This is a genomic window from Candidatus Eisenbacteria bacterium, assembly GCA_035577985.1.
GTDB lineage: Bacteria > Desulfobacterota > Binatia > DP-6 > DP-6 > DATJZY01.
The window spans coordinates 17,089-43,909 of sequence record DATJZY010000054.1 but is presented as its reverse complement, the minus strand read 5'-3'; the positions used below and the strand labels follow the sequence as shown (position 1 = coordinate 43,909).

The following is a 26,821-nucleotide window of genomic DNA, read 5'->3' as shown; positions in this document are numbered from 1 at the left end:
GCACGGCGACGGGTGGGAGACGGGCATCCACGGGACGCCGCACCCGGAGCTGCTCGGCAAACCCGTCAGCGGCGGATGCGTCCGCATGCGGAACGCCGACGTCGTTCGCGTCTACGAGCACGTCCGGATCGGGACACCGGTCGTCATCGAGCCGTAGCGCGTCCGCGCGCTGGCCGATCGTCAGTCGTTCTTCTCGATGTCGCGGCTCGCGCATCGCCTTGCCGTCGAACGGCGACCCCGGGAGCACCGTCAGATCGATCAGCCGGGGAGCGTCGGCGCCGGCACGACGCGGCGGCGCGTGCGCAGCTCAGTCTCCCGACAGCTGGCGGATCTTCAAGATCAACGCGATCAGCGCGAGCGCCAGGATGCCCAGGAACACGAGCAGCCCGCGGCGGCGGGTGCCGAGCTCGTCGAGGCCTGCGCGCGCTCCGACGAGCGCGCTCTGCGCGTGCTTGATCCCATCATCGTACTTGGCGAGGAACGGACCGTCGGGGGCGCTCGAGAAGGTGTGGACCAGCACCTCGAGCTCGATCTGCGCGGCCACGGCCGCATCCACGTGCGGCTCGACCTGCCGCACCTCGACCCCCCCACGCCGGGCCACGAGCAGCAGGCGCTGGGCGCGTGCCGTCGCACTCGTGAGCAAGCGCATGTGATCCACGAATGCCTTGCCCGTCGCGACCGCAGCGCCCTCGTCGGGCGGATGGCAGCTCGCGCAGCTCAGCGCGGTGCTCGTGGCGGCCGCGGCGGTGTTCTCCGCCGTCCCGATGCGGAACTTCGTGAACAGGCGTTCGAACTCGGGGCGGAGGCTGGGGCTGGCCCCCGTCGCCGATGGTGCCGTCGTGTGGGTCGGGAGCGTGCGCGCCTGCGCGACCAGCCACTCGAAGAGCGCGGGTCCGCGGAGGCCCGTGGCGGCTGCCTGTTGGAGGAGAGCGCTGCGCAACGACTCATACCGGCTTTGCGCTCTCGCGCCCTCGTCGCCGGGCTCCTGCTCGTGACAGAACTCGCAGGGCGTCTCCGGCAGGGGCGACAGCATCTCGATCGTCGCGCGCGTGATGCCGTGGTTGCCGTGGCAGGTCGCGCACTGCGTGAACGAGACCGTCCGCCGGAGCGTGGCCTGCGGGGAGTCGTGGCAGTCCGCGCATCCGGCCTCGCCCGCGCCTGCCATCAGCGCCTCGTGCTGCTCGAAGGCGACGGCCTTCGGGCTGGCGCGGAAGAGCTCGGCCTCGCGCGCGTGACACTGGCCGCACACGAAGGCGACGGATTCGAGTCCCGGGGGCTGGGCGCCGTGATTCCCGTGGCAATCGTTGCAGGTGGGTGCCGACAGATCCTCGCGCACGAGCAGGAACTCGGCGTGGATGCTGCGCCGCCATCGCGCGTACTGGTCGGTCGGCAGCGGCCGGCCGTCAGGGAGCCGGTAGCGCGCCATCCGCGCGGCGTCGGAATGGCACGTGCTGCACGTCTCCGCCACGTGCCGCGGGTGGACCGGGGACGCGACGTCGGCGGGAGACAGGATGCCGTGCGTGCCGTGGCAGTCGACGCAGGTCGCGACGTTCGCGTCGCCCTGCTTCAGGAGCTCACCGTGGCGGCTCGTCCAGTACTCCCGCTCCTGATCGACCCGGGCCCCGGGCTTGAAGCGCTTCATGAACGCGGGATCCGAATGGCAGCGGCCGCAGAACGCCGGGACGTCGGCGCGCTTCGGCGCGCCGCGGAACGGGTTGGCCGCGTATGCCTCGTCCATCGCCTCGAGGGAGTCGGCGAGCGCGGGGTCGGGATTACCGCCGTGGCAGTCGTGGCACGACAGACCGGCGGCGGCATGCACGCCGCCCTTCTCGTGCTCCACGATCGCGGGCGACGCCTCGCCCGCCACGTCGGCGTTCGCGTGGCAGATCGTGCACGAGGTGGCTCGCGGCTCGGCCTGCGCAGCCACCCGAACCGCCATGAGCACCGCCACGACGAGTCCTGCGGTCCTCATCCACCTCCACCGTTCTCGTGCCGCTCGATCGCCCACGCGAAGAGCCACACCAGGATGCCGGCTCCGAGCACGGCGTAGACCGGGGCGAGCGAGCGATAGCCCCACGCCGTGAGCGCCACCATGTAGACGACCGCCACCACGCCGACGGCCGTGAACACGGGGCTCCGTCCGCGCCGCACGACCCCCCGGTCCAGGAAGGGGACGAGCAGCAGCAGCAGCGCGGCCAGGCCGAAGCCCAGAATCGGGATCGCCTCGTATTCGAGCCCGCCGATCGAGCCACCGGGCATGACCTTCAGCGTCTCGAACATGAACATGAAGTACCACTCGGGTCGGATGTCCGGGGGCGCGGGCGCGAAGGCGTCGGCCTTCTCGCCGAGCTCCCAGGGGAACAGCGCCGCGAGCGCGGCGAGCACGCCGAGCGCGACCAGCCAGCCGAGGAAGTCCCGCAGCGCGTAGTGCGGAAAGAACGGCATGGGCCGGCGTCGCCTCGCCTCGTCTGCCGCCGGCGGCGGTACGCTCATGCCGAGGAGCTGGACCAAGAGCAGGTGAAGCCCCAGCACGACGACCATGAGCGCCGGCAGGATCGCGACGTGCCAGCCGTAGAAGCGCGACACGGTGGCCGTCGTCACGCGCTCGCCGCCCCGGAGAAACCGCATGATCCACTCGCCGACGACCGGGATCGTGGACGGGATCTGCGTGCCGACGCGGGTCGCGAAGAAGGCGAGCTCGTTCCAGGGCAGCAGATAACCGGAGAAGCCGAAACCGAGCGCCAGGAAGAACGCGACGCAGCCGGTGACCCAGGTGAGCTCGCGGGGCGGGCGGTACGCCTTCGTGAAGTACACCGAGGCGAGGTGCAGGAAGGCGAAGAAGATCATGAGGTTCGCCGACCAGGAGTGCAGCGACCGGATGAGCCAGCCGAACGACACGTTGGTCATGATGAGCTCGACCGACTCGAACGCCTCGGTGGCGGTCGGGCGGTAGTACAGCATCAACAGGATGCCGGTCAGGACCTGGACGACGAAGAAGAAGAGCGTCATGCCGCCGAAGTAGTAGATGGCGGCGTAGCGGTGGACCGGTACCGTCTTGTGGCGCGCGAACTCGAGCAGCGCGCCCAGGGAGAGGCGCTCCTCGAACCATTCGTAGATCCTCGTGCGCGCGGGCTTCAGGGCTCAGCTCCGTGAGACGATTACGCGTGCCGAGCCTTCGGCCCCGGCCACGACGTGGACGCCGAAGGGCGGCAGCGGCTTCGGAGGCGGCCCACCCACGACCTGGCCCTGCAGATTGAACTGCGCGTTGTGGCAGTTGCAGTGGATGATCTGGTTGGCCTTCAGATACTCCACGATGCAGGCGAGGTGGGTGCAGACCGCGGAGAAGGCGCGGAAGTCCGTCTCGCCGACGCGCACGACGATGACGGGCTCGCTGCCGAAGCGGACGATCTTGTATCCCTTGGCGACGAACTCGGGGTCGTTGGCTGCGCCGGCGTCAACCTCGTTGGTCGCGGCCGTCTCGACCTCCGGTGGATTCAGGAAACGCGCAACCGGATACACGATGGAGGCGAGCAGCGCTCCGAACGACGTGCCGAGGAACCAGTTGAGCAGCCGGCGACGATCCGGATCGGGGATCGTGCCCGGGGTCACGTCCGCCGGCACCGCATCACCCGAACGCTCCTGCCGCCCGCTCGCCTCACTTCAGGCTGAGCAGGTAGTCGACTAGCGCCTTCAGCTCCTCGTCGGTGTACTTGAACTTCGGCATCTTCGTGTCCGGCTTCACCGCCTTGGGGTCCTGCAGGTACTTCTCGAACCAGGCGCGATCGTGCTTGCCGCCGACACCGTCGAGCGGGCCGCCCTTGTCGGCCTGCTTGCCGCCCTCGCCCTTGATGCTGTGACACAGCTTGCACTTCTTGTCGTAGGCCTCGGGCGCGCCGCTTTGGGCGTACGCGAGGGAGGTTCCGGCGAGCACGATGACACCGAGCCAGCGTAATCCGAGACCCATGAGCGATCTCCTTCTCGTCGTTGCGATCGGTTGGTCGAACGCGACGTCTTCGCGTCGTCGATCGAGCGCTGCTCGACACCTCGGCGGTGTCGTGCGGGCGCGCGGACCTGAAAAGCACTTCTCGCTTCCGGGGACAAGAGGAGACGCTCACAGCCTCCGCCGGTAGAGGCGACGCGCGGGTGATCAGGGCCCGACGTCGGCTCGAGGGCGTCGCGGTCGAATTGGCGTGGGTGGTACTCCTCCTCGCCCGCTCAGTAGGGCCGGTCGCCGACCACCGTCACGCGCTCCATCACGCGCACTTGGGGCCAGTAGTCCGAGCTCGCATAGTGCTGGGTCGAGCGGTTGTCCCAGAAGGCGATCGAGTTCTTCCGCCAGCGGAAGCGCACCTGGTACTCGGGATAGCTCGCCTGTTGATAGAGGTATGCGAGCAGGCGGCGGCTCTCATCGGGCTCGAATCCCTCGACGTGGCTCGTGAAGCCGCGATTCACGTACAGCATCTTCTCACCGGTCGCCGGATGCGTGCGCACGATCGGGTGCGACACCGCAGGATACTCCTTCTGCTTCGTGGCGAGCTCCTCGGGCGAGAGCATGCGCCCGAAGGTGATCGTGAAGTCGTGCACGGCGCGCAGGCCGTCGATCTGCTCGCGCACCTGCCCGGGCAGGCCCTGGTAGGCGGCGGCCATGTCGGCGAAGAGCGTGTCGCCTCCCACCGGCGGACATTCGCGGCAGCGCAGGATCGAGCCCAGCGACGGCGCGACCCGCCACGTGACGTCGGAGTGCCAGGCGTTCTCGTAGCCGCCGATGCTCTCGTTCTTCGCCAGCAGGACGACCTCGGGGCAGCCCTCGGGCGACGGCAGGAAGGGATGGATCTCGAGCTCGCCGAAGCGCCGTCCGAAGGCCGCATGCTCGGCGGGCGAGAGGTCCTGATCGCGGAAGAAGAGCACCTTGAAGGCGAGCAGCGCGCGCTCGACCTCGGCGAAGGTCTCGTCGTCGAGCGGCCGTCGCAGATCGACGCCCGAGATCTCGGCGCCCAGCGTCGCGCCGAGCTGCTCGACGCCGATGCGCCCGAAGCGCATGGCCGCCAGCTCGTCCCGCCGCGCGCGCAGGAACTTCTTCGGACCGACCGGAGCCGTGAAGTCGATCTTCATGGGCGCCAGCATGGCAAAGTCGGCCGGGTGCCGGAAAGTCCCGACCGGCCTCGTCACTTTGAAGAGGCCGAAAATTCTGGCAATGCGGGTCCATGCCGTGGAATGGACCCAGCCCTCGAGCGCACGGACACCGCAGGGTGCCGGCCCCGCATGGCCTAGTTGCCCTTCTCCTGGCGTTCGCCGCAGGCTGTGGGGTCGCCGGGCCGCGTCCCGAGCCGACGCCGACGACCGCGAAAAAGGACCTCTACCTTCTGCTGCGCCTCGACGAGCGGCGGCTCTACGTCGTGGAGAACGACGTCAAGAAGCCGCCGCAGGGGTATCCAGTCGCCATCGGGCAGCCGCGGTGGCCGACGCCAGCGGGACGGTTTCAGGTCACGGAACTGGTCGAGAATCCCGACTTCCTGGCGTTCGACTTCAACAACCCCAACTTGCCCGATCGCGGACGCGTTCCGCCGGGTCTCAACAACCCGCTCGGTCTTCGCTGGATAGGCTTCGCGAATGCGCACGGCTGGCAGGTCGGCTTCCACGGTACCACCAAGACCTCGGCGCTGGGACGAGCCGTGAGCCACGGCTGCGTGCGCATGTCGAACCACGATGTCGTCGAGGTCTACGACCGCGTCAAGCTCGGGACCGAAGTGGTCGTCGAGCAGTAGCGGCGATCGGCTCGCTCGTCCGCGCACCGCGATGGCGCGAGAACGCTCTACGAGATCACGATCGTCGCGAAGCTGAGCGACACGTTCTCGGTCGGAATCTCGATCGAGCACGAAGCCGGCGCACCCGATGCGAAGCTCGAGATCAAGACCGTTCCCAGGGTGTACGTCGTCGCGACCGTGACGCCGTCGGCGGCGAAGATCTCGAGCGTGCCGGTCGCAATCGGCGTTCCCAGCACCGCGTCCATGGCGATCGCGGGCGAGGCCTTGTCGACCGGTTTCGTCACCGTGAAGTCGATCACGTTCGGCGGCCCTCCGACGGGAGCCGGCTCGAGCGCAACGTGATAGGCGTCGACGACCATGCTGCCGCCGGCTCCGTCGCCGACGATTCCCGCGAGCGTGAGCCGACCGATCGCGTGACAGGGCGGCGGCCCGTTCGACCCGGGCGTCCCGGGCGGTCCTTGCGGCCCGGTCTCGCCGGGCGTGCCCGCCGCGGCCCACGAGAGCGACTGCTCCTTCTTCTTGCAGCCCCCCGCCCCATCCACGATGCGTACGCGGCCGGTCGCCGTCATGACGCAGGCGTTGATCTGCGACCCGGTCTGCGCGGCGGCCGAGCCGGCGAGCCCCAGGAGCATGGCGCTCGCGACCGTGCGGTGCAGGGCCCTCACTCCGCTCCTCGTCCGCTTCCGCATGCCTGCCTCCTCGTCGCGCCAATACGCCCGGGCGATCCGGCTGGCAACCACCCTCCGTAGGACTCAGAGCGCGTTCAGGCCTTCCGGCGGCTGGTCAGCTACATTGCCAGCGTGGCGCCGGTCCTTGTAGAAGCGTCTGGCGACACGCAGGGGTCCGATGGACATCTCCGACGTCAAATACGCGCGCAGCGGCGATCTCAACATCGCCTACCAGAGATGGGGCTCGGGTCCGGACCTGATCATCATTCCTGGGCTGCTCTGCAACGTCGAGCTCACCTGGGAGCACGAGACCTACCGCCGGAGCCGCGAGTACATGGGCAAGTACGTCCGGGTGATCGAGTTCGACAAGCGGGGCATGGGCAGCTCCGATCGCTTCGAGGCGACGCCGACCCTCGAGCAGCGGATCGACGACATCAAAGCCGTCATGGACGCCGAACAGATCGAGCGCGCGCACGTCCTCGGTCTCTCCGAAGGCGGGATCATGGCGCAGTTCTTCGCCGCCATGTTCCCGGAGCGAGTCGATCGCCTCGTTCTCGCGAACTCCATGGTCGGCCTCTCGGCGCGCGGCGACCTCCGGCGTCACGATGACGATCCGCCGATGCGCCAGCGGGAGGTGCTCGACCGCTTCAATCGTATGATCGACGGATGGGGGCGCGCGCCCGAGCACATGGTCGATCTCTTCGCCCCGAGCCGGAACGACGACCCGGACTTCATCCGGTGGGTCGGGCGCTTCCAGCGCCAGACGTGCAGCCGGGGGGACCTGCGACGTCAGTTCGACAGCATCCTCGGTCTCGACGCCAACGCCCGGCTCGGGGACATCCGGGCACCGACGCTGGTCTTGAACGTGGTCGGCGACCGGTGCATCCCCCCGGCGTTCGGCCGTTACCTGGCCGAGCACATCGCCGGGGCGCGGTATGTGCAGTGGCCGGGCGAGGATCACCTCTGCTGGATCATGCCGAGCTGGCGTGAGCTGAACGACGTCTGGCTCGAGTTCGTGACCGGCCGCGCCCCGGTGGCGCAGAGCGAGCGGCGGTTCGCGACCGTGCTCTTCACCGACATCGTGGACTCGACCGCGCGCTCGGCCGGGGTGGGCGACGCCGCCTGGCGCGAGATGCTCGACCGCCACGACCGCATCGCCTGGCAGATGGCGGGCCGTCACGCGGGGAAGCTGGTCAAGAACACGGGCGACGGGCTTCTCATGACCTTCACGACACCTTCGGACGCCGTGGCGTGCGCGACGGAGCTCGTGAGCGAGCTGAAGCGCATCGGCCTCGGGATACGAGCCGGCCTGCACGCGGGGGAGATCGTCGTGCGCGAGGACGGCGACGTGACCGGTCTCGCGGTGAACCTCGCGGCGCGCGTGCAGCAGACGGCCCCCGGTGGCGTGACCTGGGTCTCGTCGACCGTGCGCGATCTCCTCCTCGGCGGGAACTGGTCGTTCACCGAGCGGGGCGAGCACGCACTCAAGGGCATCGACGGTGCGTGGCGGCTCTACGAGCTGGCCGGGTAGCGCGACGGGCGCCTACGTCCTCGGCCCAGGCGGTCGAATGACGCCGACGGGCTAGTGGGTGGCAGCGCTGCGCGGGCGGGTCACCCAATACGCCGCCCCGGAACGCCCGGAGCGAGTCGCGGAGGCGCGGCTCACGGTGATCGGAACGGAGACGTCCGGGCCATCCGATCGTGATGGTGGACGACGAAGCCCCGGTTGAAGGCGGCTCGCGCTCCATTTCGTCGCGCAGCGAACACCGCTGCGCCCCGGCAGGTGTCCGTGGCGAGGAACTTGCTCAGCTCTCGCGACGCGGGGTCGTGATCTCCGACATCGAACCGGACACACGACACGACGTCGGCTCGATGCGGATGCGGCCCCGCCAGAAGGAGCCGGGTACCGCATGGTCACGCGGACAGGGACTGTTCGTCCTCTCGGGGATGGTGTCGGCGACGAGCGCTCGGGCGCACGCGCGCCGCCGCGCGCGCCGCGCGGACGGCGTCCACAACGATCGCATGTTCCATCGCCAAGCAACCAGGGAGAGAGCACATCATGACTTTTCTGAAGGGGATGCTGCGCGTCGCGCCTGCGCTCGCCGTCGCGCTCTTGTCCGCCACGAGCTGGGCGCAGCAGACCGACGTCTTCGCGATCAACTACTTCGACAACGCGTCCTGGGAGTCTTCCACCGACGGCACCGTGCGGATCACGAATCCCGGGACGACGGGCGCACCGACGCTCGCCGATCCGACCGCGGGCGACCTGTGCGCGATGGTCTACGTGTTCCGTCCCGATCAGCAGCTCGCCGAGTGCTGCGGCTGTCCCGTGTCGCCGAACGGCCTCGTCACGCTCTCGGTCCGCTCCGATCTCACCAACAACCCGCTGACGTCCGACAGCTTCCCCAGCGGTGTGATCAAGATCGTCTCGTCGACCGGAACCGTCGAGACGAGCGACCGGGGGCACTCGCGTCTCAAGTGCGACGCCACCGCGCCCGTTCCGACCCCGAGCCTCATCGCGTGGGGAACCCACGTGCAGGACTCGGGAGCGGTGACCGAGACCGCCTTCGAGAAGGCGCCGCTCGGCACCGACGAGCTGACGACGCTCACCGACAAATGCGGCGACATCCGCGACAACGGCAGCGGACATGGGGTCTGCTCATGTGGGGTCGACGGGGAGAAGCCATGAGCGCGCGTGAACGGAGGACATGGCCATGCTGCACATCCTACGAAGGCTGACGAACCTCTCGGTCGTCCCGGGTGCGATCGCGCTCGCGACCCTCGCGGGCGCGGGACACGTCCGCGCCCAGACCCTTCCCACCGACGTCTTCAAGATGGACCGCTTCACGCGCAGCACGACGTCCGCGGCGAAAGACCTCGACGGCTCGGTCCGGATCTCGAATCCGGGTAGCGCCGGCCTGCGGGCGTGGGCTGCGCATCCTGAAGGGTCCGACGGCGACGGCAAGGCGCTATTCACGACGGAGACCCCGTTCCAGGACGCCGCGCTCACGGCGGCGGAGCTCGATGATCTCACCGAGAAGTGCGGGGACATCCTCGACAACGGGAGCGGTGCCGGACAGTGTCGATGTGAAGAAGAGAAGGATTCAATCGGGGCCCGCCGACCCGGATCGCCGGAGCCGGGAACGCTCTGCGCAAACCTCTACGTGCTCGCCGCCGACCAGCAGCTGACCGAGTGCTGCGCGTGTCCGGTGACGCCGAACGGCTTGCTGAAGCTCTCGATCCGACGCGACCTGACGTCGAACCCGCTGACGGGCGATCTGCCCGACCGAGGTGTAGTCGCGCTCCTGTCGTCCGTTCCCGGGGCGACCGGCGACTGCGACCCGTCGGTGCCGACGCTCCCTACTTCGTCGACGACGACCACCGTACCGACCACGACGTCGACGACCACGACCAACCCCAACGAAACCACCACCACTGCGCCGACGACGACCACGCCGTCCTCGACGGTGACGTCGACGACGATTGTCGGCACGGGGCTGTCGGCCTGTGACACACTCGCCGGTGCGCAACGACTGGAATGCGCGCTCGGAACCATCGGTGTCGATCCGGCCTGCGACGGCAGCACCATCAAGCCTGCCGTCAGCCGGATGCTCGCGCGCCGGATGACTGCGGCGCAGAAGAAGGTTCAGGCCGCCGACCAGAGCGGAGACCGAGCCTTCGTCCACGCCCTCGATCGGGCGGACAAGACGCTGGCCGGCGTCGAGCGCAGCCTGATCAAGGCGGCCAAGCGGCGCCGCGTGACGGCGTCGTGTCTGGCGTTGCTCCAGGATCAGATCGGTGGGGCGCGCAGCGCCGTGACGGCGCTCCGGTAGCCCCATCCGGAGGAACAGGTGCAACGACGGGGTGGCTCGGGGACGACCCGGCCACCCCGTCCGACAAGTGAACCTCACGGAAGGCACCGGACGTCCGGACCGACCTCGCGCAGCCCCGGAGCGGCGACGACCCGCCATCCCGTGAACCGGTGGCGGAGATCGATGGGACCGCAGAGGCGCGCCGTTCTCCCGCGGCCGTCCCTGACGACATCCGCCAGCACCGATGCTTCCCAGCCGTCGCTGCGAAGGAGCTTCAGCGTCGTCACGTCGTGTCGCGGTCGTACGCCGCGAAGAAAGTCCCGCACGACGGCCACCTCGCAGTCGTCGGGCGCCGTCCGCCAGTCCGTGCACTCACTACCGGGTCGTCGGCTCGGACGCTCGCCGAGCACGAGCACGCTCCGCCGGCCGTCGATGCTCCACGTTCCCAGGCGGTCGAGCACGTTCTGCCCGAGCAGCAGCTGCGCGTACGGTCCACCGACGGAGGCCGTCACGTCGCGAAACTCATGATCGCCGATGCGCAGGCTGTGGATCAGGAATCGCCTGTTGCTGACCATGCGGCCGTCGGCGAGCCGATACGTGCCATCGGGAAGATACACCGGAGGCGCCGCGCCCCGAGGGAACAGCGCTCGCAGCACGTCGCTCGACACCTGCACCTCGCCGGCTCCGGTGTCGACGATGAACGGACGGACGAGCCGGCCGTTGAGCGTCACGGGTATCCGGTACATCGACCCGTCGCGCGTGAGCGCGATCTCGCGTCCGGCAGCGCCGGCTCGGCCGGCGAGGCTGGCCAGCAGGAGCGCCACCGCACATCCAGTCGCGCGGAAGGCGTGACGATGACGCCGTGTCATGGATGCGCCGTCATCACACGAGACGGCCCGCGGCAGGTGAAGCTCTCCGCCGCGAGGACGTCGCCCGCGCCCTTGTATGCCATCCGTTGCGGGTATGGGCAGAGCTTGCGCGTGAGCGTCCTGTTGCCCGTGGTCGTCCCCGCTCCGTCGAGCGTCGCCGGGGCCACGCCTTCCTCACGCCACTTCACGACGGCGCTCAACGGATCCACGGGATAGGGCCCCTCGCGCCCGGTGGAGCAATGCGGCGAGTTCGGCGGAAGGAACAGGCGCGCGAACTCCGCCGTGCGCCGAAGGCCACCGTTCCGCGCTACGACCCGCTTGTAGTAGTGGATCGTCCCGCGCGGAAAGATCAGCTGATCGGCGAGACCATGCCAGATGATGATCTTGCCGCCGCGCGCGCTGAACGCCGAGAGGTCGGGATCATCCGTCGCGAGCACGTCGCGCCACTCCCTCACCGAGGTGTCGAAATCATCGGCGAGCTGGTCCAGCGTCTCGCCGTGCCAGTCCCAGGTCGGATCCTCGTGGATGAAGAACCGCAGCCACTGCTCGGCGATCGCGAACGGCGTCGCATCGCCGGGCACCGTCGCCGCGAGCGTCAGGATGGGCACGGTGCCCAGGTCCGTTCCCGGCTCGAGGCCGTACCACAGAAGCTTCCCGTTCGCGCGACGCGGCCCTCGCCAGATCTGCTGCAGGACCGCCGCGTCGGCTTTGGTGAGCGCACCGCACGGCGTCGGCAACCCGACGAGCTTGCGCGCCGAAAAGCGGCAGAAGCGCGCGTCCATCAGCCCGTCCTTCGCACCGTCGGCCGTCCCGTCGCACGCGCGGCGCACCGCCGCGTTGGCCGCCACCTGCTTGCACAGTGGGAGGTAGTTCTTCCGAGCATGCATGACGAGGGGCGGCCACATCTCGGCGGGGACGAAGCGGGTCCAGTTGATCGCCGGCGACGCCGCCACGATTCCGTCGAAATCCTCGGGAAAGCGCGTCGCCTCCGTGATGCCCTCGCGGCCCCCGCTGGAGCAGCCGTTCCAGTACGAGAACGCCGGCGGCTGGCCGTAGAAGAGATTGATGAGCGCCTTCGTCTTGACGGCCATCTCGTGGTTGGCGCGGTACGCGAAGTCGTCGATCAGCGCGGTGTCGAGCCCCGTCGGCGACCATGCCCACTCGGCCGACAGCGGGCTGCCCATGTGCCCCGTATCGGTCGTCGATCCTGCGTAGCCGGCTATCACCGACCCGAGCGGCGCTGCCACGGTCCCGTTCATGCCTCCACCACCAAGAGCGAGGTAGCGTCCGTTCCAGGTCGTCGTGGGAAGCCCCACGATGACGTTGATCTGCTCGGGCACGACGAGCGTCACCTTGCAGTACTCGGGTGCGGGACCGGCCTTGGGAACGACGACGGCGCTCGTTATGCGGCTGCCGTCCGCGAAGCTCTCCGTGGCCAGGCTTTCGCAGCCTCGAACCGCTCTCGATCCACTGCCGCGAGCGCCGCCCGCCGTGGCGACGATCACGGCCATCGCGAGAGCGAAGTGGCGTCTTCTCACCAGGCGGATCCTCCGCACGACCATAGTCGGATCGGCGACGTCGGCGCCAGCGAGGTCAGTCACGGGTCGTGTCTCAATCAAACTGAGGCACTACCCAGTCACGCGAGGTGCCGGCGCGCTCGCGCGATCGGGTCGGCCTCGCTGTCCGGTGCCGTCAGCTCGCGGCGGCGGCCGCCGCCGGCTCGCTCCGGAAGGTGAGGCCCTCGAACGCGCCGGACCGCCGCCACTCGTCGATGTACTGGAAGTAGGCGACCGGCCCGAGCGGGTACCCGCCCACGTTCAGCCGCTCGCGGCGGCCGATCGGCCCGCCCTCGTTGTTGTAGTAGCCGGGCGTGCAGTCCGGATTGCCGAGGAAGCCCTGCGGGCTGCTCTCGATGAGGTCGACCCAGGCGTTCTCCGCGGCTTCGGTGACCTCCACCTCCGCGGCGCCGACGTCGAGCGCGTGGCGGAGGATCGCGGCGATCGTCTTGCCGGCGTCGTCCAGGTTCTGCGTGATGTTCGAGATGAGGTTGCCGTTCTGCCCCAGCCCGACGATGAAGAGGTTCGGGAAGCCGTGCACGTGCATGCCGTGCATCGTGCGCATGCCGTCGGCCCAGTCCGCCGACAGCGTACGGCCGCCGCGGCCGATCGTCTCGAAACCCGCGCGGCGGGAGTAGTCGGTCGCGAACTCGAAGCCCGACGCGAAGACGAGACAGTCGACGTCGTAGTGAACGCCGGCGACCCACACGCCGGTCGCGTCGATGCGCTCGACGCCCTTGCCGTCGGTGTCGACCAGGTGGACGTTCGGGCGGTTGTAGGTCTGCAGGTACTCGTCGTGGAAGCACGGGCGCTTGCAGAGCTGCCGGTACCACGGCTTGAGCGCGGCCGCCGTCTTCGGGTCTTTCACGATGGCGTCGACCCGCGCACGGATCTCGGTCATCTTTTCGTCGTCGCTGTCCTCGAACGCCTTCTGGATCGCCGCCATGTCGAGGATGCTGCCGCTGGCGCCCATGTCCTGGACGACGCGGTCGCGGACCCGGATGGCGATGTCGGTCCACCCGTCCTTCACGAGGTCCTCGTCGGCGAAGCCGCCGGTCTGCAGGGTGGCGAAGTTGGTGAGCCACTCCTGCTGCCACCCGGGCTTCAGCGCCTTGAACCATGCCGGATCGATCGGGTGGTTGTTGCGGACGTCGATCGACGACGGCGTGCGCTGGAAGACGAAGAGCTCCTTCGCGTCGCGCCCGAGCGGGGGGATGCACTGCACCGCCGTGGCGCCCGTGCCGATGATGGCGACGCGCTTGTCGGCGAGCTTCGTCATCGGCGCACCGGACGGATCGCCGCCGGTGTAGGGGTAGTCCCAGCGCGAGGTATGGAACCAGTGGCCGCCGTACGTCTCGATGCCGGGGATGCCGGGCAGCTTCGGCCGGTTGAGCGGCCCCGTGCCCATGGCGACGAAGCGCGCGCGGATCCGATCGCCGCGGTCCGTATGGACGACCCAGCGGGACGCGGCGTCGTCCCACTCGAGGCGCGTCACCGACGTCGAGAGGAGCGCATTCTCGTAGAGGCCGAACTGCTTCGCGATCCGCTGCGCGTGCGCGAAGATCTCGGGCGCGAACACGTACTTCATCGTGGGCGTGTGCCCGGTCTCTTCGAGGAGCGGCAGGTAGACCATCGCCGCCGTGTCGCACATGGCCCCCGGGTATCGGTTCCAGTACCAGACTCCGCCGACGTCGCCCGCGCCGTCGATGATGCGGACGTCGGTGATGCCGGCCTGCTTCAGCCGGGCGCCCGTGCACAGCGCCGCGAAGCCGCCGCCGATGAAGGCCACCGTGACCTCGTCGAAGCAGGGCTTCCGCTCGACTCTGGGCGTGAACGGATCGTCGACGAGGTGGGCGAAGGGGCCCGTCGGCTCGACGTACTGCGCGTTCCCGTCGGGCCGGAGGCGCTTGTCGCGCTCCTCACGGTACTTGGTGCGCAGGGCTTCGCGGTCGATCGGCTGGAGAGTCATCGGGTGTGACAAGCAGCGGGAATGCCAGGGCGACGGGCCCCGGACTCGTTGCCACATCTCGCAGGATCGGGAAAGCGGCGGTCCTCGATTCCCAAGTGCCGAAACAGGCCGGCGCGAAGGCCGACCGTCGCGGATTCCTTCGCGCCCCGGCCGCGTGGTGTGCATCGTGCTAGCGGGCATGAGGGGCGACATGGCGATGCTGCTCGTGTTCGACCGGATGCCCGAGCTCGCCGGCGCGGCCGCGGAGCGGCCGCCGCTTGCACCGGCGAAGTAGGCGGCAGGGGAACGGCGGGAGCATGACCGTCTCGCGAGTGGCGATCGCGCTCGGGCTCGCGCCCTCGCCGGCGCACGTCGACGGGATCGTGCATCCCGACTTCGTCGGCGTCGTCGAGGCGCTGCGGTGGCAGCTCGCGACCTACCCCGGTGGCGCGGCCGTATGCGTCTACCAGCGCGGCGAGTGCGTGGCCGACCTGTGGGGCGGCATGCGCGACGAGATCGGCCGTCCCTGGCTCCGCGAGACGATGGCGCCGAGCTTCTCCACCACCAAGGGCGTCGCCTCCACGCTCGTGCACGTGCTCGTCGACCGCGGGCTCATCGACTACGACGCGCCGGTCGCCGCGTACTGGCCGGAGTTCGCCCAGCACGGCAAGAGCGCGATCACCGTGCGCCACGTGCTCGCGCATCAATCGGGGCTGTACCACATCCGCCAGATGGTCGACCGCGCCGAGCGCATGCTCGACTGGCAGCACATGATCCGTGCGATCGAGAGCGCGACGCCTATTCACCCACCCGGCATGCGGACCGGATACCACGGGCTCACCTACGGCTTCCTCGTGGGCGAGCTGGCCCAGCGCGTCGGCGGCAAGCCGTTCCCCGACCTCGTGCGCCAGTACATCGCCAAGCCGCTCGGGTTGGATGGGCTCTACGTCGGTGCGCCGCGCGAGGAGCTGCCGCGCGCGGCCAAGCTCATCTGGCCGCAGCGCGGGCTCCAGCGGCTGCTCGAGACCGGTCTCGTGCGCATCGGCGGTCGCGAGCTCGGCGACTACATCGACGCACCGGCCCGGCTCCTCCAGCGCGGGCTCGACGCCGTGGGCGTGCAGCTCGATCTGCCGAGCATCCTCGACGCGCTCGCGCCGCGCGGCATCGCCGCCTTCGACTTCGGCGCGGACGCCACGCTCCAAGTCGCCATCCCGGCCGCGAACGGGCTCTTCACGGCGCGGGCCCTCGCCCGCATGTATGCCGCCCTCGCGGGCGGCGGCATGCTCGACGGCGTACGGCTGCTGTCGCCCGAGACGCTCGCGCGCGCCACCCAGGTGCAGGCGTCGACGTCGTCGCGCGTCGTCATTCCCTTCGACATGCGTTGGCGGCTCGGCTACCACGGCGTCTTCACGACGCGCGGCGTTCCGCGTCGCGCCTTCGGCCACTTCGGCTTCGGGGGCTCCGGCGGCTGGGCGGATCCGAGCCGCGAGCTCGCGGTGGCGCTCATCGTGAATAGCGGCATGGGGACACCCTTCGGCGACCTCCGCATCGCACGGATCGGTGCCGCCGCTCTTGCAGGCGCCGCCCGCCGTCGTGACGCGCCGGCCACGGCCGCGAGTGTACCGGTCGCCGACTGCCAGTCTGCGAGCGATGCGGGGCTCGCGCGTCTGCGAGCACGTTCCTAGCGAACAGTCGGAAGTCAGGCCGGTCCGGAGCCGCAAACCCGCCGGCCGCCACCTATTGAAGCGTCGCGCCTCGGCCGCGCCAGCGCGCAGCAAGGCGCTGCAGCCCGCCAGAAGGTCGCCGCCGGCCACGCGACGGGTGGCGAAGGCCGAGAGCGACGCGTGACCCGTCTTACTGCTCGAAGGCGAAGATGCGCTTCCAGTCGTTCTTCATGCTGATGACGACCCAGCCCTGCTTCTTCGCCTCGTCGTCGAGCGCCGGGGTGAACGTGCCGACCTTCGTCGCGGGCAGTCCGCGTGCCGGGCCGTAGGCGTACTCGCGTGCGGCGTCATCGTGCAGCACGAGCATCGCGAGCCGCGTGCCGGCGCCGGCCTTGGTGTACTCGAGCATCTGCCGATCGCCGGTCGAGTTGCCGAACGCCGCGTATGGCCGGCGTCCGATCATCAGATGGATCCCTTCGGGCTTGCCCGCGTCGTTGTCGTTCAGGAGCAGCTTCGGCTCCTTGGTGAGGAACGGCTCGCCGTCCTTGGCGTAGCCGTACTTGGTGCCGCCCGCGGTGCCGACCACCTGCTCGGGCGGAATGCCGTACACGTCCTCGGCATACACCCGCACGAAGTCCTGGCCGCCGCCGGTGACGATGTAGGTCTTGTAGCCGTTGGCGCGGAGATACTTCTGCACCTCGAGCATCGGCAGGTAGGTGAGCTCGGTGAAGGGTCGCTTCCAGCGCGGATCCTTCGCCGTGTCGAGCCAGTGCCTCGCCTCGGCCCGGAACTCGTCGACGCTCATGCCGGTCAGCGTCGCGGCGAGGATCTTCATGAGGTCGTCCATCGACAGCTTCGCCATCGCCTCCCGGTTCCCCGACAGCACGGTCTTGAAGGGCTCCACCTTCGCCAGCTCGGGCTTCGCCTTCACGACCGCCGGCACGCGGTCGAGACAGTAGAGCACCTGCGTGTACAGCGGGTGCTCGACCCAGAGCGTGCCGTCCTGGTCGAAGGTGGCGATGCGTTCGACCTCCGGTACGAAATTGGGGCTGCCCTGTGTCGTCGTCGTCCGCACGAATTCGACGATCGCCTTCTTGGAGTCGCCGTCGTTCCAGGAGGGGAGCGGGTCGGTCTGTGCCTGCACCGCCAGGCCTCCGAGGAGGAGCGGCATGAAGAGGACGGCGGCTGCGATACGCTTGCCCATGGACGGTCCCTCCGGGGTTCCGAGTCGTGCGAGGCGAGCGGCCCGCGACGGCGGGACGCTCGCCTCGCTGTTCGCTCACTGACCTTCGTGTCGCTTCATCATCGCCTCGATCTGCTTCTTCACCTCGTCGAGGTTGAAGGAGGCGGGGTCCTGCATCGGCGGATAGTCGATCGCCGTCATCGCCAGCTTGGTGACGTACTGCTGAACCATGACGAAGCGCCAGAACTCACGGGCGAAGAAGTCGAGCGTGTACCCGGGCGCGCTGTTGTTCCAGCTTTCACCGCGGAGGTTTGGCGTCCGCTCGAACGGATCCTGCCGGATGTTGACCATCGTGGGCATGTCGGTCGCCACCTTTTCGCCCGGCCATCCCCATGGCTGTTGGAAGAACTGGAACTTGAAGTCGTCGAGGCGGACCGCGCCCAGGTGCGGGCCGCCGAAGTACCAGAGCTCGTGACGCTTGGACGGGCCCTTCCCGGTGAGGAGATCGGTCTGGTCGTAGCCGTCGAGGTGGTTCTTGTAGGTCTGATCGCCGAGCTTGACGCCCTTCAGCAATTGATCGGTGATGTTCGGGTTGCCCGCCGCATTCATCAACGTGGGGAACCAATCGAGGCCGGAGAAGATGCCGTTCTCCACCGTGCCGGGCTTGATCTTGCCCGGCCAGCGAATGATGGCGGGCACGCGGAAGCCGCCCTCGAAGACGGTGCCCTTGGTGGCCCTGAACGGCGTCATGCCTCCGTCCGGCCACGTGAACACTTCCGCGCCGTTGTCGGTCGTGAAGATGACGATCGTGTTGTCGGCCTCGCCGATGTCGTCCAGGTGCTTCAACAGGGCGCCGATGGCGTCGTCCATCTGCGCCATGCCGGCTTCCTCGAGACCGTAGTTCGTCTCGCTGTTCTGCATCCCGCCGTACTTCTTGGAGAGGAAGGTCCACACGTGCATCCGCGTCGTGTTGTGCCACACGAAGAAGGGCTTGCCGTCCTTCTTGGCCTTGTCCATGAAGTCGCTCGACGCCTTCACCAGCACCTCGTCGAAGGTGGTCATGTCGTACTTCGCCTTGAGGAACGGCAGGTCGTGCATGTTCGGGACGTTCGACATGTCCGGGAACGGGGGCAGCGGCCCCTCGTCGACGACCTTCTGCTTACCGACCTTCCCCCAGCGGGGCATGTCGGTCGGGTCGTCCTTGTCGGTCGCGTAGCTGTGGATGAGGCTCCGCGGGCCGTAGGTGTTGTAGTACTTCTCGTCGACCGGGAACGAGTACCAGTACGGGTCCGACATCGCGTCGAGGTGGTACAGATAGCCGAAGAACTCGTCGAAGCCGTGCACCGTCGGCAGGAACTTGTTCAGGTCGCCGAGGTGGTTCTTGCCGAACTGGCCGGTGGCATAGCCCTGCGCCTTCAGCGCGGTCGCGAGCGTGCATGCCTGCGCCGGAATGCCGACGTCGGCGCCGGCCTGTCCGACGGTGGTGAGCCCCGTGCGCAACGGGATCTCGCCGGTGATGAAGTTCGCGCGACCGGCCGTGCAGCTCGCCTCGGCGTAATAGTCGGTGAAGCGCATGCCCTCGGCAGCGAGCTTGTCGAGGTTCGGCGTCTTCCCGCTCATGATGCCCTGATGGTAGGCGCCGATGTTGAACCACCCCACGTCGTCTCCCATGATGACGAGGATGTTGGGCTTGTCGGCCGCTGCGGCGGACCAGACCGTGCCCAGGATGGCGGCGGCAGCCAGGACGACTGCGAGCACCCTGCTCTTCATGTCTCCTCCTTTCGTCACGTCGCGTGCTCGCCGAGCTCGGCGAGCACGCCGTTCAGTGCACCCCTCGGCCTTCGTCGGCGGCGCGCACCGCGGCCGTGTCCCTGCAATCGCGATCGGGATCGGCGACGCGTGCAATCGGCTCAGGCGCTTCATCCCGCCCTCCTTAGCTAGTGAGACGCTGCGAGATCACGATCCGCCGTGTGCAGCCGGCGACGGACGCGTCAATGGATGCGCGAGTACTAGTGCCGTCTACCACCCAGAGCAAGGTCGGTGCTTCGATGGGTCCCATGCGGCAAAAAAGCCCGAGTGGCACGGCTGAAGCCGTTCGAAAACACCACCGCGCCGGCGGGTGTCCCGCCGGCGCGGTGGTGTGCGCGGGGTTGGTGGGTGGGGTGCCTACCTCGCCCGGAATTGCTGCTCGACGACGGCGCTTGCGCCGTTCGCGTCGGTCGCCGTCACACGAAGGGTCACTCTGCCCTTGATGCGTTTCAGCGAGATCTGCGCCGTGAAAGAGCCGGCGCCGCCCTGGTCGATCGTCACCTGGCGAAGGGACCTGCCCTTCTTGGTCAGGATCTCCAGCGTCACGCTCACGGGCTCGGACACGGTCATCTGCACGGTGAGCATGCGGCCCTTGCCGAGATCCCTTCCCCTCACCGTGTCCGGGAGACCGTCGATCGACGCGGTGGGCGACGCGTTCCCGACCACGAAGCTCCGGTCGGGACCCTCGACGGTGACGAAGTCCGTCTCGGCGACAGCCCTCACGTGCACCGTGTCGTTCTGAGCGAGCCCGCTCACGAGCGCGTCGAACGCAGTCACGACGCTCGCAACGTCGAGGGCAGCGTCCGCCGTGCTGCTGCCGTAGGCGGTCGTCGGGCCGAAATCGAAGTGGGTCCGAACGGCAGCGCCGCCCGGATTCGCCGACCCGTTGAGGGTCGCGTCGGTCGTCGTGACGTCGGTGGCGACGAGCGTCGACACGTCGGTCGGCGCGAAGGCCTGGGCGAACAGCTTCTGCGCGCCCGGGTCGCCGGCCGTGTAGAGGAGGAACGGCGTGCCGATCGCGCCGCCCTGGCACGCGGCACCGTCGGCGTTGAACGGGTTCGCCGTGCAGCCGGACGAAATCGGCGCACGCTGCGGGATCTTGGCGTTGCCGAATGCAGAATTGGGGACGCCGTCCGGCGTGTCGAGCTTGAAGACCGGCGCCGTGGCACCCCCTTCGAAGTGCCCGACGAAGGTCACCTGTGCACCGGAAATCTCTTCCTGCCAGGTGATGTAGGGAACGTTGCCGGAGAACGTGATGTCGGGTCGGGTCGCGTCGTTGTCCGTGTTCGACACCGGCTCTCCGCCATTGAACAGCTCGAAGTGGTCACCGCCCACCAGTCGCGAGACGAAGATGGCGTGCTTGCCGTCTCCCTGTCCCAGGTCCTCCTGCCACACCACCCAGGGCACGGTCGTGCCGCCCGGCTTGAGGGCGCCGGCGGCGACGCGCGGATTCTCGGCGTCGCGCCGAACGACGGCATTCAGCGAGCAGGCGCCCTCGGCGTCCAGGCTCTCGGCGCAGGGGCCGAAGCCGTGCTGGCCCGACGTGTCGAGGACGTTCGTCTGCCCGGCCGTTCCGTTCCCGACCGCGAGCCAGTGAAAACCGCCGTCGGCGCTGGCGTCGGCGACGATCTTTGCAGCGAAGACCATGTCGTTGTTACGCAGCCCGTCGATCTGGGTTTCGTCCTCCTCGTACCAGACGACCCACGCGACGGTGTCGTTCGGCCCGGTGAAGGCGATGTCAGGCTCCACGCCCGAGCGTGTCGGGTCGACGTTGAGGGTGGGATCGCCGCTCTCGGACGGGAGCGGCCCGGTCGGGTTCAGGCGGTCGATGCCGACCTGCTGCCAGCAGAATCCGTTCACGTTCAGCTGGCCCGCCGGCTTCGTCCCGACCGGACACTCCGTTCCAGGCATGGCCTGCTTCAGCGCCTTCGCGACGAAGATCTGGTGCAGCGTCGCCGTGTCGTCGTTCGGGACGCCGTCGTTCTCCTCCCAGGTGACCCAGGGCGCCGGGTCGTTGCCCGCGACGGCGGCGCCGGCGGCGACGGAGGGGTTCTCTGCCGTGCGGAGGGTGTGGATGTTGAGGGAGGGCAGGTGATGCGGGCCGCGCCCCTGGCCCGAGGCCAGCCACTGGTTGTTGGCCGCGTCGAAGCGGCTGGCGAAGATGTTCGTCGGCCAGCCCGAGACCGCGCTCGGCTCGTACCAGGCGACCCACGGAACGGTGCGCCCCGTACCTGCGAAGTCGATCGACGGCCCTTCGGCCTCCTCGGTCTGGTCGATGTTGAGTGACGCCGGGTTGCCCTGAGTGACCCAGGCCCCGTTCTTGAACGCGCGCACGAAGATCTCCTGCGCGTCGTCGAGCTTCTGCTCGAAAGTCGCCCAGGGGACGTTGACGTGCCCGGCGCCGACCGCTCCGCCGGCGACGTCGCAAATGCCCGCGTCCTGGGTCGGATCGATCGAGTTGACCGGATCGTCGTTCACCTGTGCACCGCTCGCCGGGAGCGGCAGGAATGCAGCGTCTGCTGCGGGAGTCGCCTGGAGCGCGCCGGCAATGGCGAACGCAGCGACCAATAGGGGGAGGCGGCGCGCGAGCGCGCCGATACGATGGAAATGCATGGAACGTACTCCTTCAGGTTGTGCGGCACGCGGTGAACGAGGCCGATCGCCTCGATCGCGCCGGGGGTCTCACCTCGGCGATCACAAGTCTCATCACCGTCGCATCCGATCTCACCCGACTTCGCGGCGGTCCTTGCATCGTCGACGGGGCTACGCGCGAGTCGCACGTGCGGATGCAGCCGACGTGCGAAACCGAGGCAGGCCGGGTTCGCCGCGCTCGCCCCGCGGTCGTTTCCGGTCTCGTTGACTTACGGGGCGATCATGGAGCCAGGTGGGTCGATGAGCCCCGGAACGCCCCCGCCCGATCCGTTCGCGCCCGCGACGCTGGGTCCGCTGCGGTTGAAGAACCGGTTCGTCAAGGCGGCGACGTTCGAAGGCGTCTCGCCGGGCGGCCTCGTCTCGCAGGAGCTGGTCGACTACCACCTGCGCCCGGTGCGCGGCGGCGTCGCGATGACGACCGTCGCCTATCTCGCCGTCGCCCCCGAGGGCCGCACCGACGCGGGGTGCATGTGGCTGCGCCCGGCGGCGGTACCCGGGCTTCGCCGTCTGGTCGACGCCGTCCATGCCGAAGGCGCGCTCGTCGCCGGACAGATCGGCCACGCCGGGCCGGTGGCGAACGCGAAGAGCAACGGCGTGCCGGCGCTCTCGCCGCGTCGCATGTTCAGCCCGCTCTCGATGCGCTTCTCGCGCGCCATCTCCGCGACGGAGATCGCGCGGGTGACGGAGGACTACGCCCGTGGCGCCGCGCTCATGGCGCAGGCCGGATTCGACTCGATCGAGATCCACCTGGCCCACAACTACCTCCTGTCGTCGTTCTTGAGCCCGCGGTTCAACACGCGGAGCGACGAGTGGGCGGGCACCCTCGAGAGCCGCGCCCGCTTCGCGCGCCAGGTGGTCGCCGCCGTGCGCGACGCGGCACCGAAGCGCATGGCCGTCACCGCGAAGATCTCGCTTCACGACGGCGTACCCGGCGGCTTCATGCCTCCGGAGAGCATCGCCTTCGCGCGCATGCTCGAGGTCGACGGACACCTCGACGCCCTCGAGATGACCGGCGGCTCGTCACTCGCGAACCCGATCTACCTGTTCAAGGGCGAGGCGCCCATCGCCGACTTCGCCAAGATCCTGCCACCGATCCCGCGCCTCGCGTTCCGGTTCCTCGGCAAGCGGTTCATGCCGTCCTATCCCTTCACCGAGGGTTATTTCCGCCCGATGGCGCTCGAAGTCCGCAAGGCCGTCGCGATGCCGCTCATCTTCCTCGGCGGCATCAACAAGCTCTCGACGGTGCGCCAGGCGATGACCGACGGCTTCGACTTCGTCGCGATGGGTCGTGCGGTGCTGCGCGAGCCGGATCTCGTCCGGCGCATGCAGGACGGCTCGCAGATCGAGGGGACCTGCATCCACTGCAACCGCTGTATGGTGTCGATCTACAGCGGAAGCCGCTGCGTGGTCGATCATCCGGAGCCGATCGTCGCGTCCGGTCCCGTGGCCTGAGCGCCCTGCGAAGATGCCCCCGTGCGCGTCAGCCGAATCCGGCGCGCGCGATCTCGAACACGCCCGTCGCGACGAGGAGAAGCCCCGTCGCGCGGGCGACTCGCTCCGGCTTCGGCGCGAGGCGCTCGGTGGTGATGGCGGCCGCGATGAGCCCCATGATGAAGACGTCCATCACATCGATGACGAGCATCGCCGCCATGAGACCGGAGCAGCACAGGCCGCAGTGCACGCCGAGACCGACGCCGTGCGACCAGGCGGTGCGGCCGTCCGGCGGAAGCGAGCGCCCGCACGCAACGTCGCGGCAGTGCGCGAGCGCGCGGGCCTTCCAGGACGTGCGCTGCGCGCAGCCCGCGAGAACGAGCACGACGCCCGTGGCGATGGGCACGCAGCGCGCCAGCGCCGGCGAGCCCATCTCGGCTGCCGCAAGGACGACGCCAACGGGATACACGGCCGCGCCGAACACGGCCCACGCGAAGAGGTAGCCCGCACCCGCGATGGCGGTGAGAGTCGCGAGATGGCGCTCGTTCTGCACCCGTACCGCGCGGCGGTAGCGCGAGAGCATGGGCACGAGCGACGGCAGCATCATGGCCACCATCATCAGGACCCACATCGCCATGAAGGATGCGGCGGCCGCCGGCCAGGTCTGCCCGGGCATGCGCATCCAGGCCATGGACATCGTCCACCCGCCGGGCATCGGCATCCCGCCGGACATCGAGCCGCACCACCAGACCGTTACCGCGGCGCTCGCGACGAAGAGGAGGGTGGCCGTCGCGCGAAACGTCGGCTCGCCGCCGGCGTCGCGACGCTCGGCGCCGAGCGTCATCGCTCGGAAGTCGCCGATCATGCGCGATTCAATCCTCGTATGCGTCGTGGTGGCGAACCCAGGCCTGGGTGAACTGCAGCGCGTCCTCGTCGCGGCCCTTGGGCGTCAGGTCGAGCCAGTTGTAGGCGCCGTTCAGGAGATCGATGCCGCGCGAGTAGCAGGAGTAGGTGTGGAACACGGTGCCGTCGGGCGCCTTGTAGAAGACGCTCGCTCCCGGCAGCTCGGTTTGGCTCGTGTTGCGCGACGTGTAGTTGTACGGCGCGCCCTCCCCCTGCAGCGCTTCGGGCGTCGACGACACGCCGTAGTCGTAGTTGAAGTCGCTGTGGAACGACGAGAGCCACTTGAAGCGCCATCCCATCCGCTTCTTGAAGGCCTCGAGCTTGGCGAGCGGGGCGTGCGAGATGGCGACGAAGCTCACGTCGCGATGCGCGAGGTGGACGTCGATGCCGTCGAAGTTGTCGGCCCAGAACGAGCAGCTCTTGCAGCCCGCCTCGTAGTCCGGCCCGAACATGAAGTGGTAGACGGCGAGCTGGCTCCGCCGGCCGAAGAGGTCGGCGAGCGATTCCTTGCCGTGCGGACCGTCGAACACGTACGCCTTGTCGACCTTCTCCCACGGGAGCTGGCGGCGCTGGCGGCTGAGCTCGTCGCGCAGCCGGCTGAACTCCTTCTCCTTGGCGAGGAATGCGACGCGCGCGGCGAGCCACGCCTCGTGCGAAACGACGGGATGATCTACGGTACTCATGCCTTCTCCTTCCTCTCGATGTAATGGGCGAGCTTCTCGACGATGCTGGTCCAGCCCTGGCGGTGGCGGCCGCGGATGTCGTCCGTCGCGAGGCCTTCGTGGACGAGCACTAGGCGGGTTCCGTCCTCGTGCGGCGACAGCTCGATCGTGACCAGCGTGGGCACCCATCCGGTGCTGGGCGAGGCCCACGTGAAGACGAGGCGCCGGCCGGGCTCGAGCACCCGGTACTCGCCGCGATGCTCCGTTTCGCGCTCGCCGCGCATGACGATGCGGAAATTGCCGCCCACGCGCACGTCGGCCTCGACGATGGGTGCGCTCATGTCGCCCGGACACATGAACATGCGGAGCGTCTCCGGCGTCGTCCAGGCGGCGTAGACCTCCGCGGGCGCTGCGGGCAGGACGCGTTCGACGACGAGGCGCTCGGGGGATGGGTTCGCCATGGGTCAGGCCTTTCGACGCGCCGCGCGGCGCTTCACGAGGACGGCTTCGAGGGCGTCGAGACGCCGTTCCCAGACGACGCGCTGCGCGGCGATCCACTCGGAGACGGGAAGGAGCGCGCTCGCGTCGAAGGTGAGCCGATGCTCGCGACCCGTGATCGTCCGCCGCACGAGACCGGCCTGCTCGAGGACGCGGATGTGCTTCGAGACGGCCGCCAGCGACATGTCGAACGGCGCCGACAGATCCGTCACGCGCGCGTCGTGGTCGGCGAGCCGGCGGAGGATCGCCCGCCGGGTGGGATCGGAGAGAGCGAGGAGGGTACGGTTCAGCGCTTCGTCGGCAGAACGCGGCATCGCGATGGTTCGTTTGTCGCACGCGCGCCGTACTATGTCAACCGATTGGTTGAATATTGTCCGCCCGACGACCCGTCGGATGGATGTCTCGACCGATGCACCGCCGCTCGCTACGCCAAGCGCACCGGATACACGTGGTGGGTTCCAGCGAGCCCCTTCAGCACCACCTCGCGACCCGCATCGAAGCGTATGGGCCGGGTCGAGTTCCAGCGCGATGGCGTGAGGCGAAACGTCTCGCGAGCCGGCACGTGTCAGAAGCGCAGCAGCCGCTACTTTCCCCGGAACACCGGCTCGCGCTTCTCGAGAAACGCGCGAGGGCCCTCCCTCGCGTCCTCGGATGCCATCACCGCCATCCCGTGCTGCTACTCGATCACGAACGCCTCGGCTTCGGGGAGCGTCTCGGTCGAGCGCAAGGTGGCGACGATGGCCTTCACGGCCAGCGGTCCGTTCTTCGCGATGCGCGCCGCGATCTCCCTCGCCTTCGCGAGCGCCTGTCCGTCCGGAACCACGTGGTTGATCAGCCCCAGCTCGTAGGCGCGCCTCGCCGGCAGGTCCTCGCCGCAGATGAGCATCTCGGCCGCGACCGCGTAGCCGATCTGGCGGCGCAACCGCACCGTCGAGCCCGCCATCGGGAAGAGGCCGCGCTGTACCTCGGTGACGCCGAACATGGCGCCCTCGCCTGCGACGCGGATGTCGGTGCCCTGGAGGATCTCCGTCCCGCCCGCGCGCGCGAAGCCTTCGGCGGCGAGGATCACGGGCTTGGTGGGCCGGTAGGTCTTGAGCCAGGCCCCGTAGATGATGGGAATGTCCTGCATCACTCGCTCCATCCATTCGTTGTCGGCCTTGCCGCTCGAGAGCTTTGCGATCTCCGACAGGTCCATGCCCGCGCAGAACGTGGTGCCCCTGCCGGTCAGGATGGCCACGCGCAGGTCGTCGTCCCGATCGAGCTGGTTCCAGGCGTCGTAGAGGCGGCACATCACCTCGCAGTTGACGGCGTTGCGCTTCTCGGGACGGTTCAGGGTGACGATGAGGACGTGTCCGTCCTTCTCGACGATGACGGCGGGTTCTGCCATTTGGGGGTCTCCTG

The 26,821-nt window shown here is 68.9% G+C and carries 23 protein-coding genes and 1 pseudogene; 6 read left to right on the top strand and 18 right to left on the bottom strand.

From position 1 onward, the window contains the following. Positions 1-307 precede the first annotated feature (307 nt). The 5 genes from VMS22_08755 to VMS22_08735 form a co-directional block, all read right to left on the bottom strand. Positions 308-1,972: a hypothetical protein gene (locus VMS22_08755; protein ID HXJ34118.1), complete on the bottom strand. Its 1,665-nt coding sequence runs from the start codon at positions 1,970-1,972 to the stop codon at positions 308-310. Continuing rightward, positions 1,969-3,078 carry a cytochrome b N-terminal domain-containing protein gene (locus VMS22_08750; protein HXJ34117.1) on the bottom strand — a complete coding sequence of 370 codons (1,110 nt, stop codon included), beginning with the start codon at positions 3,076-3,078 and terminating at the stop codon, positions 1,969-1,971. Before VMS22_08750 ends, VMS22_08755 begins: the two co-directional genes overlap by 4 nt. A 63-nt stretch (positions 3,079-3,141) precedes the next feature. Next, entirely contained in the window at positions 3,142-3,621 is a 480-nt protein-coding gene (locus VMS22_08745; GenBank protein ID HXJ34116.1) for a Rieske 2Fe-2S domain-containing protein, read from the bottom strand. 34 nt (positions 3,622-3,655) lie between these two features. After that, positions 3,656-3,964, bottom strand: coding sequence for a c-type cytochrome (locus VMS22_08740; GenBank protein HXJ34115.1), 309 nt, complete (start codon positions 3,962-3,964; stop codon positions 3,656-3,658). Positions 3,965-4,215: 251 nt separating this feature from the next. Continuing rightward, on the bottom strand, positions 4,216-5,112 hold the full coding sequence (locus VMS22_08735) for a TauD/TfdA family dioxygenase (GenBank protein ID HXJ34114.1): 897 nt from the start codon (positions 5,110-5,112) through the stop codon (positions 4,216-4,218). Positions 5,113-5,249: 137 nt separating this feature from the next. On the opposite strand from VMS22_08735, the gene VMS22_08730 reads away from it, so the two are divergent. After that, positions 5,250-5,765, top strand: coding sequence for a L,D-transpeptidase (locus VMS22_08730; protein HXJ34113.1), 516 nt, complete (start codon positions 5,250-5,252; stop codon positions 5,763-5,765). A gap of 47 nt (positions 5,766-5,812) precedes the next feature. On the opposite strand, the gene VMS22_08725 is transcribed toward VMS22_08730, so the two are convergent. Continuing rightward, a complete protein-coding gene (locus VMS22_08725) occupies positions 5,813-6,430 on the bottom strand; it encodes a type VI secretion system tube protein Hcp (GenBank protein HXJ34112.1) in 618 nt (205 codons plus the stop codon). Positions 6,431-6,611: 181 nt separating this feature from the next. Between VMS22_08725 and VMS22_08720 the strand changes: the two genes are divergently transcribed. The 3 genes from VMS22_08720 to VMS22_08710 all read left to right on the top strand — a co-directional run bounded on the left by VMS22_08720 (position 6,612) and on the right by VMS22_08710 (position 10,266). After that, positions 6,612-7,964 (top strand): adenylate/guanylate cyclase domain-containing protein, encoded by a 1,353-nt coding sequence (locus VMS22_08720; GenBank protein ID HXJ34111.1) that lies wholly within the window; start codon positions 6,612-6,614, stop codon positions 7,962-7,964. A gap of 528 nt (positions 7,965-8,492) precedes the next feature. Beyond that, entirely contained in the window at positions 8,493-9,122 is a 630-nt protein-coding gene (locus VMS22_08715) for a hypothetical protein (GenBank protein ID HXJ34110.1), read from the top strand. Between the two features lie 25 nt (positions 9,123-9,147). Beyond that, complete coding sequence (locus VMS22_08710) at positions 9,148-10,266, top strand: hypothetical protein (GenBank protein ID HXJ34109.1); 1,119 nt, start codon at positions 9,148-9,150, stop codon at positions 10,264-10,266. A gap of 74 nt (positions 10,267-10,340) precedes the next feature. Here VMS22_08710 and VMS22_08705 read toward each other — a convergent pair whose 3' ends face one another. The 3 genes from VMS22_08705 to VMS22_08695 form a co-directional block, all read right to left on the bottom strand. Beyond that, entirely contained in the window at positions 10,341-11,114 is a 774-nt protein-coding gene (locus VMS22_08705) for a retropepsin-like aspartic protease (protein HXJ34108.1), read from the bottom strand. After that, positions 11,111-12,652 carry a tannase/feruloyl esterase family alpha/beta hydrolase gene (locus tag VMS22_08700; GenBank protein HXJ34107.1) on the bottom strand — a complete coding sequence of 514 codons (1,542 nt, stop codon included), beginning with the start codon at positions 12,650-12,652 and terminating at the stop codon, positions 11,111-11,113. The genes VMS22_08705 and VMS22_08700 overlap by 4 nt, the downstream gene beginning before the upstream one ends. A 154-nt stretch (positions 12,653-12,806) precedes the next feature. Further along, positions 12,807-14,639: an NAD(P)/FAD-dependent oxidoreductase gene (locus tag VMS22_08695; protein HXJ34106.1), complete on the bottom strand. Its 1,833-nt coding sequence runs from the start codon at positions 14,637-14,639 to the stop codon at positions 12,807-12,809. Between the two features lie 296 nt (positions 14,640-14,935). On the opposite strand from VMS22_08695, the gene VMS22_08690 reads away from it, so the two are divergent. After that, entirely contained in the window at positions 14,936-16,303 is a 1,368-nt protein-coding gene (locus VMS22_08690; GenBank protein ID HXJ34105.1) for a serine hydrolase domain-containing protein, read from the top strand. A 169-nt stretch (positions 16,304-16,472) separates the two neighbouring features. On the opposite strand, the gene VMS22_08685 is transcribed toward VMS22_08690, so the two are convergent. The 3 genes from VMS22_08685 to VMS22_08675 form a co-directional block, all read right to left on the bottom strand. Further along, on the bottom strand, positions 16,473-17,453 hold the full coding sequence (locus VMS22_08685) for an HAD family hydrolase (GenBank protein ID HXJ34104.1): 981 nt from the start codon (positions 17,451-17,453) through the stop codon (positions 16,473-16,475). A gap of 108 nt (positions 17,454-17,561) precedes the next feature. Further along, positions 17,562-19,235 (bottom strand): arylsulfatase, encoded by a 1,674-nt coding sequence (locus VMS22_08680; GenBank protein HXJ34103.1) that lies wholly within the window; start codon positions 19,233-19,235, stop codon positions 17,562-17,564. 396 nt (positions 19,236-19,631) lie between these two features. Next, positions 19,632-21,887: a hypothetical protein gene (locus VMS22_08675; GenBank protein ID HXJ34102.1), complete on the bottom strand. Its 2,256-nt coding sequence runs from the start codon at positions 21,885-21,887 to the stop codon at positions 19,632-19,634. Between the two features lie 279 nt (positions 21,888-22,166). Here VMS22_08675 and VMS22_08670 point away from each other — a divergent pair, with 279 nt between their 5' ends. Further along, positions 22,167-23,378 carry an NADH:flavin oxidoreductase gene (locus VMS22_08670; GenBank protein ID HXJ34101.1) on the top strand — a complete coding sequence of 404 codons (1,212 nt, stop codon included), beginning with the start codon at positions 22,167-22,169 and terminating at the stop codon, positions 23,376-23,378. A gap of 28 nt (positions 23,379-23,406) precedes the next feature. On the opposite strand, the gene VMS22_08665 is transcribed toward VMS22_08670, so the two are convergent. The 6 genes and pseudogenes from VMS22_08665 to VMS22_08640 all read right to left on the bottom strand — a co-directional run bounded on the left by VMS22_08665 (position 23,407) and on the right by VMS22_08640 (position 26,807). Beyond that, the gene (locus tag VMS22_08665; protein ID HXJ34100.1) at positions 23,407-24,222 is read right to left on the bottom strand and encodes a DUF2182 domain-containing protein; all 816 of its coding nucleotides are present in this window, start codon (positions 24,220-24,222) and stop codon (positions 23,407-23,409) included. Positions 24,223-24,229: 7 nt separating this feature from the next. Next, positions 24,230-24,943, bottom strand: a complete 714-nt coding sequence (locus tag VMS22_08660; GenBank protein ID HXJ34099.1) for a DUF899 domain-containing protein — start codon at positions 24,941-24,943, stop codon at positions 24,230-24,232. Continuing rightward, positions 24,940-25,383: an SRPBCC domain-containing protein gene (locus VMS22_08655; GenBank protein HXJ34098.1), complete on the bottom strand. Its 444-nt coding sequence runs from the start codon at positions 25,381-25,383 to the stop codon at positions 24,940-24,942. The genes VMS22_08660 and VMS22_08655 overlap by 4 nt, the downstream gene beginning before the upstream one ends. A gap of 3 nt (positions 25,384-25,386) precedes the next feature. Further along, the gene (locus VMS22_08650) at positions 25,387-25,734 is read right to left on the bottom strand and encodes a metalloregulator ArsR/SmtB family transcription factor (GenBank protein HXJ34097.1); all 348 of its coding nucleotides are present in this window, start codon (positions 25,732-25,734) and stop codon (positions 25,387-25,389) included. A 110-nt stretch (positions 25,735-25,844) separates the two neighbouring features. Next, positions 25,845-25,982: a hypothetical protein gene (locus VMS22_08645; GenBank protein ID HXJ34096.1), complete on the bottom strand. Its 138-nt coding sequence runs from the start codon at positions 25,980-25,982 to the stop codon at positions 25,845-25,847. A 21-nt stretch (positions 25,983-26,003) separates the two neighbouring features. Beyond that, positions 26,004-26,807 (bottom strand): annotated as a pseudogene (locus VMS22_08640) (crotonase/enoyl-CoA hydratase family protein). Between the last annotated feature and the right edge of the window lie 14 nt (positions 26,808-26,821).

What these genes read in the sequence shown, in the direction of transcription:
- VMS22_08755 (HXJ34118.1), bottom strand. Translation starts at nt 1,972, where the DNA reads ATGAGGACCGCAGGACTCGTCGTGGCGGTGCTCATGGCGGTTCGGGTG.
- VMS22_08740 (HXJ34115.1), bottom strand. Translation starts at nt 3,964, where the DNA reads ATGGGTCTCGGATTACGCTGGCTCGGTGTCATCGTGCTCGCCGGAACC.
- VMS22_08735 (HXJ34114.1), bottom strand. Translation starts at nt 5,112, where the DNA reads ATGAAGATCGACTTCACGGCTCCGGTCGGTCCGAAGAAGTTCCTGCGC.
- VMS22_08720 (HXJ34111.1), top strand. Translation starts at nt 6,612, where the DNA reads ATGGACATCTCCGACGTCAAATACGCGCGCAGCGGCGATCTCAACATC.
- VMS22_08715 (HXJ34110.1), top strand. Translation starts at nt 8,493, where the DNA reads ATGACTTTTCTGAAGGGGATGCTGCGCGTCGCGCCTGCGCTCGCCGTC.
- VMS22_08710 (HXJ34109.1), top strand. Translation starts at nt 9,148, where the DNA reads ATGCTGCACATCCTACGAAGGCTGACGAACCTCTCGGTCGTCCCGGGT.
- VMS22_08705 (HXJ34108.1), bottom strand. Translation starts at nt 11,114, where the DNA reads ATGACACGGCGTCATCGTCACGCCTTCCGCGCGACTGGATGTGCGGTG.
- VMS22_08695 (HXJ34106.1), bottom strand. Translation starts at nt 14,639, where the DNA reads ATGACTCTCCAGCCGATCGACCGCGAAGCCCTGCGCACCAAGTACCGT.
- VMS22_08690 (HXJ34105.1), top strand. Translation starts at nt 14,936, where the DNA reads ATGACCGTCTCGCGAGTGGCGATCGCGCTCGGGCTCGCGCCCTCGCCG.
- VMS22_08685 (HXJ34104.1), bottom strand. Translation starts at nt 17,453, where the DNA reads ATGCCGCTCCTCCTCGGAGGCCTGGCGGTGCAGGCACAGACCGACCCG.
- VMS22_08680 (HXJ34103.1), bottom strand. Translation starts at nt 19,235, where the DNA reads ATGAAGAGCAGGGTGCTCGCAGTCGTCCTGGCTGCCGCCGCCATCCTG.
- VMS22_08675 (HXJ34102.1), bottom strand. Translation starts at nt 21,887, where the DNA reads ATGCATTTCCATCGTATCGGCGCGCTCGCGCGCCGCCTCCCCCTATTG.
- VMS22_08670 (HXJ34101.1), top strand. Translation starts at nt 22,167, where the DNA reads ATGAGCCCCGGAACGCCCCCGCCCGATCCGTTCGCGCCCGCGACGCTG.
- VMS22_08665 (HXJ34100.1), bottom strand. Translation starts at nt 24,222, where the DNA reads ATGATCGGCGACTTCCGAGCGATGACGCTCGGCGCCGAGCGTCGCGAC.
- VMS22_08660 (HXJ34099.1), bottom strand. Translation starts at nt 24,943, where the DNA reads ATGAGTACCGTAGATCATCCCGTCGTTTCGCACGAGGCGTGGCTCGCC.
- VMS22_08655 (HXJ34098.1), bottom strand. Translation starts at nt 25,383, where the DNA reads ATGGCGAACCCATCCCCCGAGCGCCTCGTCGTCGAACGCGTCCTGCCC.
- VMS22_08650 (HXJ34097.1), bottom strand. Translation starts at nt 25,734, where the DNA reads ATGCCGCGTTCTGCCGACGAAGCGCTGAACCGTACCCTCCTCGCTCTC.